General features: G+C 35.3%; 23 protein-coding genes. 12 read left to right on the top strand and 11 right to left on the bottom strand.

Annotated features, from left to right (window positions below):
* Positions 1-6 precede the first annotated feature (6 nt).
* From CQ046_RS08200 to CQ046_RS08150, 10 genes are all read right to left on the bottom strand, one after another.
* Positions 7-351: a nuclear transport factor 2 family protein gene (locus tag CQ046_RS08200; RefSeq protein WP_105701789.1), complete on the bottom strand. Its 345-nt coding sequence runs from the start codon at positions 349-351 to the stop codon at positions 7-9.
* A gap of 107 nt (positions 352-458) precedes the next feature.
* Positions 459-1,007 (bottom strand): L-threonylcarbamoyladenylate synthase, encoded by a 549-nt coding sequence (locus CQ046_RS08195; RefSeq protein WP_105701788.1) that lies wholly within the window; start codon positions 1,005-1,007, stop codon positions 459-461.
* Positions 1,008-1,116: 109 nt separating this feature from the next.
* Positions 1,117-1,713, bottom strand: a complete 597-nt coding sequence (locus tag CQ046_RS08190) for a hypothetical protein (protein WP_105701787.1) — start codon at positions 1,711-1,713, stop codon at positions 1,117-1,119.
* 442 nt (positions 1,714-2,155) lie between these two features.
* Complete coding sequence (locus tag CQ046_RS08180) at positions 2,156-2,668, bottom strand: DinB family protein (RefSeq protein WP_105701785.1); 513 nt, start codon at positions 2,666-2,668, stop codon at positions 2,156-2,158.
* A gap of 87 nt (positions 2,669-2,755) precedes the next feature.
* Complete coding sequence (locus CQ046_RS08175; RefSeq protein WP_105701784.1) at positions 2,756-3,211, bottom strand: GNAT family N-acetyltransferase; 456 nt, start codon at positions 3,209-3,211, stop codon at positions 2,756-2,758.
* 67 nt (positions 3,212-3,278) lie between these two features.
* A complete protein-coding gene (locus CQ046_RS08170; RefSeq protein ID WP_105701783.1) occupies positions 3,279-4,418 on the bottom strand; it encodes a cystathionine gamma-synthase in 1,140 nt (379 codons plus the stop codon).
* A gap of 134 nt (positions 4,419-4,552) precedes the next feature.
* Positions 4,553-4,876, bottom strand: a complete 324-nt coding sequence (gene gldC / locus CQ046_RS08165; protein ID WP_105701782.1) for a gliding motility protein GldC — start codon at positions 4,874-4,876, stop codon at positions 4,553-4,555.
* A 31-nt stretch (positions 4,877-4,907) separates the two neighbouring features.
* Complete coding sequence (locus CQ046_RS08160) at positions 4,908-7,109, bottom strand: thioredoxin-like domain-containing protein (RefSeq protein WP_105701781.1); 2,202 nt, start codon at positions 7,107-7,109, stop codon at positions 4,908-4,910.
* 9 nt (positions 7,110-7,118) lie between these two features.
* Positions 7,119-8,021: an ABC transporter ATP-binding protein gene (locus CQ046_RS08155; RefSeq protein ID WP_105701780.1), complete on the bottom strand. Its 903-nt coding sequence runs from the start codon at positions 8,019-8,021 to the stop codon at positions 7,119-7,121.
* Between the two features lie 134 nt (positions 8,022-8,155).
* Complete coding sequence (locus CQ046_RS08150) at positions 8,156-9,139, bottom strand: gliding motility protein GldB (RefSeq protein WP_185126165.1); 984 nt, start codon at positions 9,137-9,139, stop codon at positions 8,156-8,158.
* Positions 9,140-9,191: 52 nt separating this feature from the next.
* On the opposite strand from CQ046_RS08150, the gene CQ046_RS08145 reads away from it, so the two are divergent.
* From CQ046_RS08145 to CQ046_RS08110, 8 genes are all read left to right on the top strand, one after another.
* Complete coding sequence (locus CQ046_RS08145; protein ID WP_105701778.1) at positions 9,192-9,830, top strand: hypothetical protein; 639 nt, start codon at positions 9,192-9,194, stop codon at positions 9,828-9,830.
* A 12-nt stretch (positions 9,831-9,842) separates the two neighbouring features.
* The gene (locus CQ046_RS08140; protein WP_228406906.1) at positions 9,843-10,373 is read left to right on the top strand and encodes a GNAT family N-acetyltransferase; all 531 of its coding nucleotides are present in this window, start codon (positions 9,843-9,845) and stop codon (positions 10,371-10,373) included.
* On the top strand, positions 10,370-10,903 hold the full coding sequence (locus CQ046_RS08135) for a GNAT family N-acetyltransferase (protein ID WP_185126163.1): 534 nt from the start codon (positions 10,370-10,372) through the stop codon (positions 10,901-10,903). The genes CQ046_RS08140 and CQ046_RS08135 overlap by 4 nt, the downstream gene beginning before the upstream one ends.
* 12 nt (positions 10,904-10,915) lie before the next feature.
* A complete protein-coding gene (nadE, locus tag CQ046_RS08130) occupies positions 10,916-11,707 on the top strand; it encodes an NAD(+) synthase (RefSeq protein ID WP_105701776.1) in 792 nt (263 codons plus the stop codon).
* Between the two features lie 26 nt (positions 11,708-11,733).
* The gene (locus tag CQ046_RS08125; protein WP_105701775.1) at positions 11,734-12,237 is read left to right on the top strand and encodes a ribonuclease domain-containing protein; all 504 of its coding nucleotides are present in this window, start codon (positions 11,734-11,736) and stop codon (positions 12,235-12,237) included.
* Positions 12,238-12,295: 58 nt separating this feature from the next.
* Entirely contained in the window at positions 12,296-12,604 is a 309-nt protein-coding gene (locus CQ046_RS08120; protein WP_105701774.1) for a GIY-YIG nuclease family protein, read from the top strand.
* A 72-nt stretch (positions 12,605-12,676) separates the two neighbouring features.
* Positions 12,677-13,300 carry a Zn-dependent protease gene (locus tag CQ046_RS08115; protein ID WP_228406905.1) on the top strand — a complete coding sequence of 208 codons (624 nt, stop codon included), beginning with the start codon at positions 12,677-12,679 and terminating at the stop codon, positions 13,298-13,300.
* Positions 13,297-13,602, top strand: a complete 306-nt coding sequence (locus CQ046_RS08110) for a barstar family protein (protein ID WP_105701773.1) — start codon at positions 13,297-13,299, stop codon at positions 13,600-13,602. The genes CQ046_RS08115 and CQ046_RS08110 overlap by 4 nt, the downstream gene beginning before the upstream one ends.
* Before the next feature lie 114 nt (positions 13,603-13,716).
* On the opposite strand, the gene CQ046_RS08105 is transcribed toward CQ046_RS08110, so the two are convergent.
* Positions 13,717-14,199: a cytidine deaminase gene (locus tag CQ046_RS08105; RefSeq protein ID WP_105701772.1), complete on the bottom strand. Its 483-nt coding sequence runs from the start codon at positions 14,197-14,199 to the stop codon at positions 13,717-13,719.
* 99 nt (positions 14,200-14,298) lie between these two features.
* On the opposite strand from CQ046_RS08105, the gene namA reads away from it, so the two are divergent.
* The 4 genes from namA to CQ046_RS08085 all read left to right on the top strand — a co-directional run bounded on the left by namA (position 14,299) and on the right by CQ046_RS08085 (position 18,423).
* Positions 14,299-15,351 (top strand): NADPH dehydrogenase NamA, encoded by a 1,053-nt coding sequence (gene namA / locus CQ046_RS08100; RefSeq protein ID WP_105701771.1) that lies wholly within the window; start codon positions 14,299-14,301, stop codon positions 15,349-15,351.
* Positions 15,352-15,372: 21 nt separating this feature from the next.
* On the top strand, positions 15,373-15,651 hold the full coding sequence (locus tag CQ046_RS08095; protein WP_105701770.1) for a DUF2752 domain-containing protein: 279 nt from the start codon (positions 15,373-15,375) through the stop codon (positions 15,649-15,651).
* A gap of 288 nt (positions 15,652-15,939) precedes the next feature.
* The gene (gene tssD / locus CQ046_RS08090) at positions 15,940-16,344 is read left to right on the top strand and encodes a type VI secretion system tube protein TssD (protein ID WP_105701769.1); all 405 of its coding nucleotides are present in this window, start codon (positions 15,940-15,942) and stop codon (positions 16,342-16,344) included.
* Positions 16,345-16,491: 147 nt separating this feature from the next.
* Positions 16,492-18,423 (top strand): type VI secretion system Vgr family protein, encoded by a 1,932-nt coding sequence (locus CQ046_RS08085; RefSeq protein WP_105701768.1) that lies wholly within the window; start codon positions 16,492-16,494, stop codon positions 18,421-18,423.

Below are 18,423 nucleotides of genomic sequence, written 5' to 3'. Positions count from 1 at the left end.
TACCCATTAATCATAATGAGCACACATTTTACTAATTTTTCCATCTTCATTAAAAAACATGACTTCAACAGCATGTTTCTCCATAATCGACTTATAAAATAATGCTACCGAATCTACTCCTGCTGTAGAATGAATAAGATCAAAATGGAGATCCGGAAATTTATCCAGCGCCTTTCTCCAGTATTCACGAACAGTTTCTTTTCCTTGTAAAGAACTTTCTTTACCGCCTGTAGCCAAAACAATCATAGGAGTTGTAATCTCAATATCATCTGAATAATGGGTGAGTATATCCTCTAAATTATGAGAATTCCATGCATTAACCCACATTTGAGCAAATTTCTGATGATCCATAGCAAATAATTTATGAGTTGAGTTTGCAAAGATAGAATTAAAAAAAAGAAATCTTGCCGATATGAACGGGCAAGACTCTAAAAAGTATATATAAAAGCTCAGAATTCTTATTCCCGAAGCACTTTTATTCTATTATCACTCCATATTTTGATCACCGAAGAACCTGAATATTTTGAAACTTTTTCTCTGTCTTCTTCCACGGCATAATCTACAAGGCTGATCATTTCTTCAGAAATATCAGAGAATTTCAAAGGACTTTTCTCACCACTGAAGTTGGCCGAAGTTGAAACCAAAGGCCTGTTCAGTTTTGTAATCAGTTTTTTACAGAAATCATTTTTTACCAATCGGATTCCGATGCTTCCGTCTTCTGCAAGAAGTTCTTTAGGCAGACCTCTTGGATTTTCGTAAACAATTGTTACCGGTTTTTCGCTGAGATCAATAATTTCCCAAGCCATCTCAGGAACATCCACCAGATCCTGAAGTCTTTTCTCTGACTCAACAAGGATGATCATGGATTTATTTTTTTCACGTTTTTTGATGTCAAAAATTTTATTGACCGCTTCTATATTGGTCGCGTCACAACCAATTCCCCAGATGGTATCTGTAGGATAAAGAATCGTTCCGCCGGATTTTAATATTTCAATAATATGTTCCATAATTGTATGTGAATTCAAAGAATGGATAAAGGTAGAAAATCTATGAATTTTAGGCAAAAAATTGGGATGTAAATGTGGTGGATCTTGTTAAGCCATATACCCATAATGATTATAAACCATGAAAAAAAGAATTAAAATAAGTTGTACGCTTAATAGGTTCAATATAGTCTGGGTGCAGTATTTTTTTGAAATCCATTTTGGTTAGATATTTTGAAAATAATACTGGAAAATTTGATCTTGATCCTTCTTTAATGAAAGAATAAAGAATCGTATTGTCTTTAAAAAATACAATAGTTGTCTGTTCATAATCTTTTGCGGGGCTATAAATATCACAAGGCTCATTAAGAAAAATCAGATTCCCAGAAATCTTTGAAATTCTGTAATGATGTTTTTTTCCATACTCAAGGATTCTTTTTTTTGCTTCTTCTTTATGAATAGTAAATGTAATTTGCTTTAAATTTTTTTCGGTGGATTTACAGTACAACACATATACACTAAAGATGAATAAACCTATAAGAATTGAATATTCTAGACTGTTATTAAGAGAAGGAGTCACTTCTTTTAATAAGAATAAAGAAATCCCTGCTAATACTGAAAAACCCAAATAGATTGAGATCGTATCAAACTTGTCATATGAGCTTTCTTCAAAAACTAATTTTTTAGATTGAATACTCTCTGTTATCTTTAAGTTTTTTAGTGATCTCATTGGGAATTAGGATGATATTTTGGGTTGTTAAGTTTAGATTTTATGGATAAATATAATGAGCCAAGTATTAAAAATGTAATAGAAGCTATCCACAAAAAATAACCTGTTTCCAAGCTGTATATTCTTCCCATTCTTCCATTTTCTGCAGCTAGAATTTCCTTCCAGAAAAAAAATGTTCCTGCAATTAAAAAAGCGATTGTAGCCAATATCAAAGAGGTTGAGAATTTTTTTTTATAGCAGAATATGACTGAAATAAAGAACCAGATATTAGCAGTTCATACCAGAAATTCAAATAAACCCCCGCCTAAAAAACTAATCGGGCCTATAAGCAATGCTTCAAATGATTTATAATCTTTAATCTCTCCCATATCTTCAACTTTAAAAGCTGTAAAACAAAGAGAGACTATGAAAATTAGCAGGCTGAAAAGGGGAATTCGTTTCCTTACATCCATCCCAATTTCGATAAATACCTTTCCTCAATAATATTCAGGTGGTGATAATTATGTCCTACAATCAGCTTTCCAATGGTTTCTACCGTAATTTCATGACCATTAGCCGTACCTGTATTTTGTAAAGCGGAAGGATGAAGTGTTTCTAATAGAATCTGAGAAGATTTTCTTACCAGTTTGTATTCATCTAAAAGAGATTCCAGGCTTCTTTCGTCTGCAAATGATTGATCAGCATATTGATTTTCATCAAATCCCGGAAGATTGTTTTTCTCTCCTCTCGCGAAAGCTAGTATTCTGTATTGGAAAACTCTTTCCGTATCAGATAAGTGGAGTAGCAGTCCTTTCAAAGTCCATTTTCCTTCTGCATAGGCAAAATTAGATTGTTCTTCGGTAAGATTGGAGTAAATTCCGATGGTTTTGTCTGCTGATATCTGCAACTCGTTGATCCAGCTTCCTGATGGAATCTGATCTAAATATCTTTGGATGTATTTTTGAAAATCGGTCATATCATTTTTTGTTTTAGTGGTGGTTTTGGGATGTGGTTTTTCAAGTTTCGGGATTCGAGATTTGGGTTAGTGAGTGTTATGTATAAATTACTCATTATCATGATTAGTCCACTCGTAGAAATTGACAGAGTCATAAAGCTCAAAGCCGCATGATGGATAAAGCTGATTTCCGATGTCATTGCTTTTTCCTGTTTCTAAAAGAATACCGCATGCTTTTGATGAACGGCACAGTTCTTTGGATTTTTCAATCAGTTCTTTAGAATACCCTTTTCCTCTATGATTTTCATTCACGTAAAGATCGTTCAGCAGCCAGTAACGCTGCATTCTTGTAGACGAAAATATGGGGTATAATTGTACGAAACCTATTAATGTTCCATTTTCTTCTGAAACAAAAATTTCCGAGTCTTTGTTTTCCAGTCTTTCCTGAAGAAAATTAGCTGCTGCAGGAACATCCGGTGTTTTATGATAAAATATCCTGTACTGATCAAATAATTCTGCGAGTTGTGGCAGGTCGGAAATAACTGCTTTTCTTGTATTTTTCATAGATAATTTCAAGGTTATAAAAAAATGAGAAAGATTAGACAATCCTTCTCATTTTTTATATGGTTTATTAAGAAAAAGCTTTCTCAAGATCTGCAATCAGATCTTCAGCATCCTCAATACCTACGCTTAAACGAACAAGGTCATCAGTGATTCCCAATTCAGCACGTTTTTCTGCCGGAATTGAAGCGTGTGTCATCAGAGCAGGGTGATTAGCCAGAGATTCTACTCCTCCTAAAGATTCTGCAAGGGTGAATACTCTTACTTTTTCTAAGAATTTGACAGCATCTTCTTTCTTTCCTGATTTAAAAGTGAATGAAACCATTCCTCCGGATTCCTTCATCTGAGATTTTGCCAGTTCATACTGAGGATGAGATTCCAATCCAGGATAAATTACTTTATCTACAGCAGGGTGAGTTTCCAGATATTTTGCTACTGCAAGACCGTTGTCAGAGTGTCTCTGCATTCTTAACGCTAATGTTTTGATTCCTCTCAATACAAGGTAAGAGTCGTGAGGTCCTAAAATACCACCACTCGCAAACTGAATGAAGTGAAGTTTTTCTCCCAGCTCAGCATCTTTAGCGATAAGCGCTCCTGCAATCACATCAGAGTGCCCTCCTAAATATTTGGTTGCAGAGTGCATCACAATGTCAGCACCTAAATCAATAGGTCTCTGAATATAAGGAGTAGCAAAAGTATTATCTACTGCCACTAAAATATCTTTTCCTTTCGCTATATCTACTACTGCTTTAATGTCTACCAATTTCATCAATGGGTTAGTAGGAGTTTCTACCCAGATCAGTTTTGTTTTATCAGTAATTACATCAGCAATTTTAGAAACATCATCAAAATTCACGAACGTAAACTTCAGCTGATATTTTTCGAAAAGCCTCGTGAACATTCTGTAAGTACCACCATAAAGATCATCTACAGCAATCACTTCATCACCTGGGTTCAATAATTTCAAAACACAGTCGATAGCTGCTAGACCAGAACCGAAAGCTAAACCTCTCGCTCCATTTTCAATACTTGCCAAAGAGTCTTCCAAAGCCTGTCTTGTAGGGTTGGCAGCTCTTGAATATTCATATCCGGAATGTACTCCCGGGCTCTTCTGTGCAAATGTAGAGGTCAGAAATACAGGTACATTTACAGAACCTGTTGCAGACTCATGGTGCTGCCCTCCGTGAATTACTTTTGTATTAAAATTCATAATTTTTTGCTTTAGGCTTGGGCATTAAACAATAGATATACTGCTTAAGCCCTTTGTTTTATTAAAATTTGCTCTAGCTGAGTACAAAAAGCTTACCGCTTACTGTGCCCGCAGCGTATCGCAATTGTATTTTTTTACTTAATAGCAGATTTCACAGCGAACTCTTCAGCAATTTCTTCCATCCACTGCGCTACATCTTCTTCACCCGTTGCTCTCTGATAGGTGTTTCCTAAAGATATTAAAATCTGGTGGATAAACATCTTCATCTGGTCTACAGGCATTTCTTTCGTCCAAAGATCTATTCTTAGTGCCTCCATTGCTTTTTCATCCCAAACAGAAATCATTGTTGCTTTAGTCTCCTGTTTTTCAATACCTCCATCCTGAGCGTTCCATATAATATTTTCCGGTACGTGATTTTCATCTAACTCAACATCTATTGTTATCTGAGTCTTTCTCATAACTTTCTTTTGTTTCTAATTTTGTGCAAAGTTAATACTTCTTCAGCTTATCCAAAGCTTCTACAAAATTATCTTCATCAGGAAATGGGCTATTAAAGTTAAATATTTTACCTTCAGGATCAATAATGATAAATCTCGGAATATATTGTATTTTGTATTTATTCATGAATTGTTCAGCATTTTCAAGCCAGTATTGTGGAACATTTGAAGGTTTTGTTTTAAGATAATTCAACCATTTAGATTTTTCCTGATCCAAACTGATTGAAATAAACTGGATATTTTTATAATTTCTATATTGATAACTCCTTGTTTCAAATACAGGACGAATTTTTTTACAAGGACCACACCAACTTGCCCAGAAATCTACTACAATATATTTTCCTTTATATCTTGAAAGATTTTGAAAACTTCCATTATCCTGCAGAAGTTTCAGATCTGGGAACGGTGCCCCTTTTTGTGAAATATTGATCTCTTCAAGCTTTGAATAAAGCTTTTGTTTATAATCAGTACCGTTTATCTTGCTAATCTCAGCTGCAAAAAGCTTGCTTCTGACTGCACTGTCTGATTGTATTTCAATGCTTTTTGATAGATGTTTTGATAATAACTGATCTTTCGTTTTTCCTTGGGGAAGCAAATTGATTTTAGCAAATAAAATACTATCCGGATTAGAACGCTGATCATCATCTGTAAGCATCTGATCCAATTTGAATTGGAGATAATCATCATTTTTACTCAAAAGCGGAGTGGGTTTCAAAATATTTTCATTTAGTTCATTCAGAAATATTTTTGGGGCAGCAAATTTAGGATCAGACCACGAAGTCATTTTTCTGTAGTTATTTATTTCATTCAGGTACTGAACCGCCATTAGCTGTTTTCTATATGCCTTATAATCTTCTGAAAGTGCGTTATTCTCGGCATCTGCATAGTCATCTAAAATTCTTTTATTGTCTTCCCAGTCAGACATAGCTAATTCATAAAATTTTTCCGGATTATTATTTAAATTCTGGTTCTTCAGGGCAAACCAAAATTCCATTCCGAAAGAACTCTCAGTCTTATTATAAACCTGATCGGATTTTCTGTTTGACTTTAAATTAAATGCTATGTTGGTGCTATTTAACTTAATATCAAAATCAAACCAATCACCATTGCCCATGACAACCTCAATTTTTTTATTGCCGATTTCAAGAATATATTCATCTAAAGGAAGGTTTTGGGTGGTAGACCAGCTGAAAGAATTGTTTTTAACTGCAGCAGATCCGATTTTTTTATGAAATTCCTTTGAAACAATTTTCACAGAATCAATTTTAAGATCTGTTTCTAATGTTCCTGTGATTGAAGTTTCTGACCCACCGCTTACATAAGGTTTTGGTTTTTGTATACAATAGAGTAGACCTGTTCCTGCAATTAATAGAACCGTTGAAATACCAATTTGTTTTTTATTGTTAAGGAAAGCATTTTTAAACCCTTTTTTACTATACCAGAAGTATCCAATAGCCAGGAAGACAACCATCCAGAAAAAACTCATATACTCTGAGTGAGAAATAAAATGATTCAGATCCCTTATTTCCGGAGCATTCCAGAATGTATATAATGAACTGTACGGATTAAAGAAGAAACTGTTTTTTTCGACTATTGAATAAATATTGGATCCCAATCCTAATGCACCAATAAGAAACGACCAGATAAATCCCTGGAAAACTACAGAAAAACAAAGCTGTAATGCAGCAATTCCTAGAGTAGCAGCGACAATTCTTGTAAAGGTTTTGAGCATCCATAATATGTCAAAGGTCAGTAGCTTTGCAGGATTTGGATACATATAATACTCTGTTAGCGATAAAATTATATTAAAAATAAAATAGGAGAAAATACAAATAAGACTAAGAGATAGTAAAATAATATATTTCGAAAAATAAAGCTGAAATTTATTGACAGGCTGTGTTTCCATCAGTTGCCATCCGTTATTTTTATGATCAGTTTGTGCAATTCTGTTTGCTGCAATGATCAGGAATAGAAGCAAAATGAAAAATGTAAAATATTTCAAAGGGCTTCCCCCAATCACATCTTCAAAAATGGAATATTGAAGGGTGTCTTTAGTAATTGGATCCGGTTTGAAAAAAGACGGAATAAAATTGATGAGTGGTATTAAAGCTCCTAAGATAATTGCCGTGTAAATGAGTCCTAAACCTTTTATTTTGAGCCATTCTATATTGATGGCAGTGATTAATTTTTTCATGTGTGTAATTTAATTTTTTGTAATTTCCATAAACCATTCTTCTAAACCTGCACTGCTTTTGATTTCAAAAATCTCAGCATGGTTTAAAACCAGCTTTCTCACAAGGTCAATAATATCCTCCTTTGATCTGGAAGTAACTTCTATTGTATTCTCATCAATTAATTTCGGAGAATAATTCTCCGGGATTTCACTTATATGCTTTTGGGCATCATTCAATCCAATTTTGATATGGCTGTATCGGTACAGTTCATTCAATTCTTTTATACTTCCAGTAAATTTTATTTCTCCATGCGAAATAATGGCAAGATGAGTAATCATTTTTTCAATTTCCTGCAGCAAATGGCTTGAGATAAATATTGTTACTCCTTCTTCTCGATTAAGTTTTATCAATAATTCACGGATTTCCATCATTCCATTAGGATCCAAACCATTGACGGGTTCATCCAGAATCAACAGTTCAGGTTTCCCCAAAAGAGTCATCGCAATGGAAAGTCTTTGTTTCATTCCTAAGGAATATTTCTTCATTTTCAGATTTCTGCTTTCCCACAGGTCTACAAGATGCAATACTCTTTCACATTCTGATTTTGGAAGACTTCTTAATTGAGAGATGATCATCAGATTATCCCAGCCGGATAAATGATCATAAAACGTAGCAGTGTCGATAAGGCTTCCGATTCTGTTAAAACCCTCCGGATAAAGTACTGAAAGATTTTCTCCGAAAATTTGTATGTTTTTCTTTTCGTCCGGAATACTTCCTATAAGCATCTTCATTGTTGTAGATTTTCCTGCTCCATTGGCTCCCAGAAAACCAAAAATACTGCCTTTCGGTATCGAAATACTGAGATTTTTTAGAATTTTCTTCTTCTGTGAAAATCCATAATTTAAGTTTCGAATTTCAATAATGTTTTTCATTGTGTGATTTGTTTAATGCAAATCTATGTAATAAAAAGGTAGTATGCAATACAAAGTAGTATGTTTGTTTAAATAATGCTTAAAAAAAATCCTTTAGCTTATACTAAAGGATTTAAATATTCAATTTGATAGAATTATTTTAACTTTGGTTTATAACCCGATTGGTTAAAAATTGTGGTAGCATCCATTTTTAAGAATGCAGTTAATTTTGTTTCAGGCTTTTCTTTAAGATATGCCTTACAAATCTGCCATCCTGTAAAAATTCCGATTCGTGGCGAAGATTCATTGTCAATCTCAGTATAAAATTTCGAAAATGGTCCCGGCGAAATAAAACGTTCTCCCAATCTTGGGTCATCCCCGAAGATCAGATTGCTTTCTACAAAATAATTCCAGATATTGGCTTCATTGCCCGTTGCCCAGTCATATTGCTTCTGAGTATAATTCATTTTCAAATAATCAGGAGTATCAGGAAGAAAAGCATCCTGAAGAATCATAACCTTTCCGTTCAGAATAATCTGATCAATGAATTTCTGGTGATCAGGAGATTCTGTTACAATGTTTTCAGCAAAAAGCTGGGATACTTTCGGAACAATATTCTGGGGGTTCATCGACTTCTGGAAATACAGTTCCAATCCTTTATAATTGGCATTTCCGTCTCCCATGAAACCGGTGATGTCTATAAATAAAAGATTACCTTTTTCGTCATAAAATATAGGATCCTGAACCATTTGCAGGGCAGATGAGAACAAATATACTTTTGGACTTTTAAACTGTGGAAAGTAATATTTAATATGTGAAAATAAACTTTGAAGCTCCGTTTGCAGTTTTGCCTCATCTATTTTTCCAATAGCTTCCTTGTAGATTTTGATCTCTTCAGCATCAGCTCTTCTTTTTCCGAAGTCAGCATCAGAAACACTTCCCTGAAACCATGGGAATTTAGCTTTAAACTGATCCAAAGGAATATTCGGATTGTAAAATTCTTTGGAAATATCTGTGACATCAATTTTTTCGGCAGTTTGTTTTACTTCTACCTTCCATTGATTTTCAGGTTCTTTTTTGCAGGAAATAAGTCCGGCAGCTAAAACAGAAGAAAGCGCTATATATCTAAAAATCTTCATTATTTTTACATGGAATTTAAGTTGACAAAAATAAGGATTAAATGCACAATTCATGATGAAAATTAAAATATTTACAGTTATCTTTATTATTTCAGGACTTTCTCTTTTCTTTGGACAAAAGCTTGAGTTTAAAGATAAAAACTTTGAAAAAGCAATACTGGAAAATTTTGATCTGAATAAAAATGGAACCCTTGAATCTCAGGAAGCCGAAATGGTTACCAATCTGTTCCTTGTTCAGAAGGGAATTACTTCTACAGAAGATCTCCGCCTTTTCAAAAATGTAAAAATGATTGTTCTTGATGATAATGTGATTCCAAATATGATAATAAGCAGTCTGGATCAGCTTGAATTGTTTTCGTGTACAGGATGTAAAATATCTTCATTCAAAGCAGAAAATCTTAAAAATCTGACTTCTTTATATCTAGATAATAATTTGTTGGAAAGTATTTCGCTGGCAGGAATTCCAAAAATTGATCAATTAACATTATCTTTAAATCAATTAAAAACAATAAACCTGACTCAGTTTAAAAGATTAAGAAAACTGAACTTAGAACATAATAAACTTCAAAAAATTGATATTTCCGGTAATCCTGTCTTACAAACTCTTAACATCAGTGGAAATATAATAAAAGAAACGGATATTAAGAAAGGAACCAACACGGAGGTAACCATTTTTGGAGTTGGAGAATAAAAACTAATGATTATGAAAATAGAAACAGAACGACTGATTTTAAGAAAACTCGAAGATAAAGATTTTGAACGCATATTTCTTTTGGATTCCGATCCTGAAGTCATGAAATATATTGGTGTACCGGTTTTGACGGATATCAATGAGTCAAAAAAAGTCATCAGCATGATTCAGAAGCAATATGAAGAAAATGGAGTGGGAAGACTAGGGGTTGTGGAAAAAGAAAGCGGACTTCTGATAGGATGGAGCGGTTTAAAATTATTGACCCATGAAACGAATGGCTATAAAAATGTATTGGAACTGGGATATCGCTTTCTACCGGAATCATGGGGTAAAGGATATGCCGTGGAATCTGGAATAGCCTCTCTGGATTATGGTTTTAATTACCTGAATGCAGAAGTTATTTATGCCTATGCTCATTCTGAACACGATGCTTCCAACCATATTTTAAGGAAATTAGGATTTGAAAAAACAAGCGAATTTGAAGAACCGGACGGAATTTGCTTCTGGTACGAACTGAAGCGTGAAAAATATAATAAAAAATGATAACAATACGACAGGAAGAGAGCAAAGACTATCAACAAGTCTTTCAGCTTACGCAAGAGGCGTTCAGAGAAATGGAACACAGTGATCATCAGGAACAGTTTCTGGTAGAAAAATTGAGAAAATCTAATGCCATCATCCCGGAATTATCATTAGTAGCAGAAGATGAAAATGGTACAATTGCCGGGCATATTCTGTTCACAAAAATTAAAATCATCAATAACAATGAATCATTTGATTCTCTTGCATTAGCACCTGTTTCGGTAAAACCTGAATTTCAGAATCAGGGGATTGGAGCAAAATTGATTCTTCAGGGACATCACATCGCGAAAGGACTGGGATATCAATCAGTGATATTAATTGGGCACGAAAAATATTATCCGCACTTTGGTTACAAAAAAACAAGTAATTTTGGGATTTCTTTTCCATTTGATATTCCGGAAGAAAACGGAATGGCAATAGAATTGGTAAAAGACGGATTAAAAGATAAAAAAGGAGTAGTGAAATACCCTCAGGAATTTGGAATAGACTAAAAAATATAAACGATGCAGACACAAAAAGTGATAGATCATATTGTAAGCTGGTTAAAAGATTATGCAACAAAAGCAAGAGTAAATGGTTATGTAATAGGGGTTTCCGGAGGAGTAGATTCCGGAGTAGTTTCTACACTGGCTGCAATGACCGGGCTGAAAACATTGTTGATCGAAATGCCAATCCGCCAGAAAGCAGATCAGGTAGACCGTGCACAGGATCATATGAACGACCTTAAATCAAGATTCCCTAACGTAGAAACCATGTCGGTAGATTTGACACCCGCTTTTGAGGAATTGTATAAAACTTTTGATGTAAAAGATGATCTGTACCCTAACGAAAAACTAGCTTTTGCCAATACAAGATCCCGTTTGAGAATGCTTACGCTATATTATTACGGACAGCTGAACGGACTTTTGGTTTGTGGAACAGGAAATAAAGTGGAAGATTTCGGGATTGGTTTCTATACAAAATACGGGGATGGCGGTGTAGATGTTTCTCCTATTGCAGACCTTTATAAAACTGAAGTGTATCAACTTGCCAAAGGGCTTAATTTAATTAAAAGCATTCAGGAAGCAATTCCTACGGATGGACTTTGGGATGTAGACAGAACAGATGAGCAGCAGATTGGTGCTACTTATCCTGAACTGGAAGAAATTCAGAAAGAATATGGGACGAAAACTGCCGAAGATTATGAAGGAAGAGATAAAGAAGTGTTTCTGATCTTTGACAGAATGCATAAAGCAGCAAAACATAAAATGGATCCAATTCCGGTTTGTGATATTCCTGAAGAGTGGAGAGCTTAAAAATATTATTCCATAAAATACAAGCTATGAACGGTAAAATAAGATCGGTATTTTTTATATGTCTGGGACTTCTTTTCGGAATGTCAATAATGTATGTCTACAGAAACTTTATTGAGGATAAGAAAGATCATGCGGATTCTGTAAAGACTGAAACAGTGAGCTATGGCAGTACCTCTTCAGATGGAAATTCATCTGCTCAGGTTTCTATAGATCAGCTTACAGAAGAAAAAACGGTAATCAGCTATGTGAAGCAAAATCATAAGCTTCCGGATTATTATATCACAAAAAATGAAGCAAGAAAACAGGGCTGGAATCCTTCTAAAGGAAATCTATGCGATGTACTTCCCGGAAAAGCTATTGGCGGAGATAAGTTCGGAAACAGAGAAGGACGTTTGCCGGATGGAGAAAAATACTTTGAAGCAGATGTAAACTATCATTGTGGCGGAAGAAATGCTGATCGTATCATCTACACTCAAGATGGTGATGTATACCTTACCAAAAATCATTATAAAAGTTTTGAAAAACAGTAACATCTAGTCATTGCGAGGAGCGAAAGCGACGAAGCAATCTCTAAAAAAATAATTACAGGTGAAACCAGGTTTTGTCTATATCATGACAAATAAAAATCACACAACTCTTTATACAGGAGTTACTTCAAATCTGCCTAAACGTGTTCAACAGCATAAAGAATCATATTATTCTCAAAGTTTTACTTCAAGATATAATTTGTATTTACTTGTGTATTGGGAATCCTTTCAGGAAATAGGAGATGCTATATTTAGAGAAAAACAAATAAAAGCAGGCTCCAGACAAAAGAAACTGGATTTAATCAATAATATAAATCCTGATTGGAAAGATCTTGCAGATGACATTGAGAATATTATGGATATTTTCTGAGATTGCTTCGTCGCAGAGCTCCTCGCAATGACTAATGTATAATTTGCATTGTAATTATTATAAATATTAATTTTGAAAAATATTAGATTTCTTTACCTTTTAATTATTTTACTTCTGACATACTCATGCTCGGAAAAGAAAGATGTGGTCAAGGAAAAGAAAGAAAAGCCAGCCGTAACAATACTTATACAGCCATTTAAAGATATTAAATCTGAAACAGTAGCAAAAGTAGCGGGAGGAATAAAAAATGTATATCCGAACGTAAAAGTTCTGGATGCCATAGACTTTCCGGAAAATACGTATTATAAAGAGAGAAACCGGTATAGAGCAGATTCCATCATTAAGTTCTTAAATAAAGAAACAAAAGAAGGCTTTGTTACAATTGGTCTTACCACAAAAGATATCAGTGCTACCCGGGGAAAGATCAAAGATTTTGGAATTATGGGATTGGGATATACACCCGGGAAAGCTTGTGTGGCTTCAAATTTCAGACTAAGCAAAGAAAATAAGGATGAGCAATTTTTCAAGATAGCCATTCATGAGTTGGGACATACGCAAGGGCTGCCACACTGCCCTGAAAAAATGTGTTTTATGAGAGATGCAGAAGGCAAGAATCCTACCAATGAAGAAACAGATTTCTGCAAAAAATGCAAAACTTTTTTAATCAATAAAAATTGGAAATTTAGTTCAATATGAAGACAATATATATAGATTTTACAGAGATAGGTGACTATGAAGATTTTTACACCCAGCTAAAAGAAAAAGTTCAGCTTCCTGAGCATTTCGGTGATAATCTTGATGCCCTTTTTGATACCATCACCGGAGAATTGGAAATGCCACTCCATTTAGAATTCGTCAACATGACTGTAGATCAGCTAGAGATTTTTGAAGACCTTCTGACGACGCTGGAAGATGCCGAAGAAGAAGTGGAAGAATTTAGTTTCAGCTACTATCTGGAGCAATACGAAGACGAAGATGATGATCTAGAATCTGAATAATAATAAAAAAAAGCTGTTTCATATGTTGAAATAGCTTTTTTTATGCTGAAATGTGAAGCTTGTTATCAGCTTCCTTAATTTTTTACCTTTTGGTCAATTTGCTTTTCGCTTTAGTTACAAAAACGTTGAATCAAAGTAAAAAGGAAGCAGATCTTTCACTGCACGTACCTTTACAACCTCCTCATTCATGCTTGAAAAATAAAGGTCGATGTTTTCGTTTTGCTTGGTTTCATATTCAATCAGACTTTGGCGGCATGCTCCACAAGGAGGAATCGGAGGGTTTTTCTCATGGAATTCTTTAGGACCTCCCACAACAAAGATCTTTTTTATTTTCATATCCGGAAAATTGGCGGCTACCCAAAAAACAGTCGTTCTTTCTGCACAGAGTCCGGATGGATAGGCTGCATTTTCCTGGTTGTTCCCAGAGTAGATTTCTCCGTTTTCCAATAATACGGAACATCCTACCAAAAATTGAGAATAAGGCGCATAAGCATTCTCACGAGCCTCTTTGGCTCTTTCAAATAATGTATTTTCTATATCACTCAGTTCACTGCTATTTTTAAAATATTCGTAACTGATCTGTATGTCTTTTTTCATATATTGTCAACTAAAAAAGGGGCGTAAAATTAGTTCTTTTTAATGAGGTAAGCAATATTTTATTCCTCCGGTACAGAAGTTCAATTTTAAAAAAATAAAATGTTATATACACCAACAAAATTCAGAAATGTAGAGCTAAAAAACAGATGGGTAATGTCTCCCATGTGTATGTATTCATCTGAAAACGGAGAAGCTAACGACTTCCATTTTGTGCACTACGGAAGTAGATCACAAGGAGGTACAGGGCTATTGATCGTAGAAGCTACCGGAGTGGAACCCAAAGGAAGAATTACCAATCATTGTATGGGGATCTGGAATGATGAACAGGCAGAGAAACTGCAGAAAATTGTAGATTTTGTCCATAAAAATTCAGAAAGCAAAATAGGAATCCAGCTGGCTCATGCCGGAAGAAAAGGCTCTACATGGAATAACCTGCAGATTTCTCTGGAGGAAGGCTGGGAAACCGTTGCCCCAAGTCCTATTCCTTACCATCCAACAGAAAGAATTCCACATGTGCTAACCACGGATGAGGTAAAAGAACAGGTGCAGAATTTTAAAAACGCAGCCAGAAGAGCAGTAGCTGCCGGTTTTGATGTTATCGAAATTCATGGAGCGCACGGATATCTGATCCACCAGTTTTTGTCACCGTTATCCAATATCAGAACAGATGAATATGGCGGAAGTTTTGAAAACAGAATCAGGTTTCTGATCGAAATTGTAGATGCTGTAAGCGAAGAACTGGATGAAAATACAGCCCTTTTTGTACGAATTTCAGGAACAGAATATGCAGAGAATGGCTGGGATATCCAGAGCAGTGTCGAATTAGCAAAAGTTTTAAAACAACACGCTGTAGACCTCGTAGATGTGTCTAGCGGAGGAAATATTCATGGTGCAAAAATATCAGTTTTTGACGGTTATCAGGTTCCTTTTTCATCACAGGTGAGAAACGGGGCTGGAGTGAAAACCGGAGCGGTAGGTTTAATTACCAAAATTGAGCAGGCAGAAGAAATTCTTCAGAAAGGCGATGCAGACCTTATTTTTGTAGCAAGAGAGATTCTGAGAAACCCCTATATTGCTGTTCAGGGATCTTTTGAAATGAATGAAGACTGCTTTTTCCCGCATCAGTATACCAGAGCCAAAATTTCTTCTTAAACACCTTCATAAAACTCAGAAATGGATATCAATGATTTTATGTTTACCTGTCCCAGTAAGAAATTCCTGGGAGTAGAATGCCTTGGGTGCGGTGCTCAGCGGGCCATTGTATTGGTGTTTGAAGGAAAGTTTGGAGAAGCTTTTCAAATGTATCCTGCTGTGTATACTTTATTGTTATTCTTTTTTACTCTTGGTCTTAGTTTTATCGATAAAAAAAGAAAATACGGCAATATTTTAATGATTATGATCATCGTTAACCTCATTATTATGGTAATTGGGTACATGTATAAACATCATTGATTTAGGGAAGTGTGAAATAAGTGTTTGATTTTTAATTAAATAATTGAATGTTGTTTTCTTTGTTATCCCATTTAAGTGAATTTTTACTGAAAATTTTCAATAAAAAATAAAATAAATTAGTTTAAAATTCTATAATTGATTTTTAATCCTGAATTTATAAAATGTCGTAGAACTACTACAATTTCAGAAAGAGTGGGCTAAAAACTTTTTACATTAGAACATGAAGTCTATCTTTGTTATATAAATCCTATTTTAGGGAACACTAGTAAATAATTAAAATATAAGAATATGGCAGGAAATTCAAGAGGAATCTTAAAATTTAATGGAGGTGAAGGTCAGAAGTTATTAAAGCTTAACTATAGCGTATCAAGATCTACAGATGTATCAGGACGTGTAGCATCTGATCCGTCTAACGCATTGATTAAAGTAACAATAGAAGCAACAGAAAAATCTGATGTTTTAGAAAGCTTGTTAAACAGCAAATATAAACCTACAAACGGAGAAATCCAGTTTAATAAATCTCACGAAGAAGGAACACTAATCTCTTTAAAGTGGGAAAATGGATATGTTATTCAGCATGAAGTAGACTTTGATGCCATAAATAGTAATAACATGCTGATCAGTTTCGTAGTAAGTGCTGAAAGCATTACATATGGAAATTCATTCTATGACGGACTTTGGCCAATGAGCTAGGTCTTTCATCAATAAAAAATAAAAGACTGTCCCTCATAAGACGGTCTTTTTTACCTAAAACTATATTCCGCAGGATCTTTTGTGTTTATTTTTAAACTCCCGGACTGTTGAATAATCGTTTAAAAAACTAATCAAATCACTAAAAATATGTCAAATACACCTGGAAACTCACAATCGACGTCTTTTCGTCCGACGCAGAATGCAGATGGTATTTCAGCAAGTCATCATACAGGTATCAACCGTCTGGTAAAACTTTCTCTCGTGATAGAAGGGAAAATTATCAAGTTCTATAAGCATTTCAAGCTTAAACAAAGTACCAGACGACATCATGAATTTACATTAACGCTGGCACACGATACTCTGGGAGGCAGACAAACCCATTCCTTGGAAGAAGCCAATAAATTTCTTGGAAAAAGACTTACAGCCATTATTTCTTATAAAGATATAGACAACAGCCCGGAGAGAACCTTCGTAGGAGTAATTACCGGAGTAGGATTCAGTCAGGAGCACATGAGTTTAGGAAATATTGTGCTTACCGGATACAGTCCGACCATTCTTCTTGACGGAGCGCCGCATATTCAGAGTTTTGGAGGTGCTCAATCTGTTAATGTTGGCATTATTGCCGAAGAAGTGATTAAACAGGGAATTGATAAAAGCCGATTTGATGTCAGAGTAGATGCTAATAACTTCTCTCAGATTATCTATAGCAGCCAGTACGATGAAACCCATTATAATTATCTGGCGAGAATGGCAGAAGCTTATGGTGAACAGTTTTTCTATGATGGTGAAGTCTTACACTTTGGAAAGCTTCCCGCTCAGAACAAACCTATTATTCTTACCTACGGAAGCAGCGCCAATGATATAAAAGTTGAATTGAAAGCGGTCCATACAAAGCCTCAATTCTACGGATATAACAGCAATAAAAATGAAAGGCTGACTTCTGGTTCCACACCCATCAAACATGTGGGTGACCTGGCAAAAACAGCTTACAATCATAACGAAACTATTTATAAAACACCGGCTTTAAAGATGGCACCCATCAAAGCTACGACCCATCTTGACGTAGAGTACTCTCAGAAAAGTGCTTCCGGAAGTGAAGCGGTGAATGTTTTTTCCATTTCAGGGAATACAACCGTTCCTTTTCTGCATCCGGGTTGCGTTGCAGATGTGCAGATGCGTAAACAGGATTCTAATGAAACCTCTTACTTCACCAGAATCATGATTACGGAAGCAGAACATGAATTTGACACCATAGGTCACTATTCCGGAAACTTTGTAGGGATAGCCGCAGACACAGGATTTCTTCCAAAACCGGAGTACACTGTTCCAAAGGCTGAACCACAAACTGCTACCGTAATTTCCAACACAGATCCTGAAGGACAGGGAAGAATACAGGTGAGATTCGATTGGCAGACGAATGATACCACTCATTTTATCCGTATGATGAGCCCTGACGCGGGAGGAACAGATCAGATTACCCAAAATCGTGGCTACGTTGCCATTCCGGAAGTGGGAGATCAGGTGATGGTGAATTTTGTACACAGCCATCCGGACAGGCCTTTCGTAATGGGAGGAATGTTTCATGGAGGAATTGCTTTAGGCGGCGGTGTTAACAATCATCTGAAATCTATCCAAACAAGAAGCGGAATCCGAATTTTAATGAATGACGAAGAAGGAAGTGTAACCATTCTTGATCCAAGTGGAAATACTTATTTCATGGACGGGCAGGGGAATATCAGCATGAAAGCTCCAAAAAACTTTACTTTAAATGCAGGGGATAATATCAATATCACCGCAGGAAAAGAAATTTCGATAGGAGCAGGCGCAAGTATCACCAGTACCGCCAACGATAATATAGTTTCCATAGCAGGAAAAGATATGAAACTTACAGCTTCGGGAGATATTACGGAAACCTCTGATACCCGAACTGAAATGATTGAAAAAGAATTCAAAAGACAATCTGAAACATCCAACGAAATAGCAGGGGAAATCTCCATGTTCAGCGAACTGGAAAATATGACCATGCAGAGCGGAAAGATCGTAGAATTCAACAGTGCTGAAAAATCAAAACTTTTCTAG

This window comes from Chryseobacterium sp. MYb7 (assembly GCF_002979455.1).
GTDB lineage: Bacteria > Bacteroidota > Bacteroidia > Flavobacteriales > Weeksellaceae > Chryseobacterium.
This window is presented reverse-complemented; position numbering and strand designations above follow the sequence as displayed.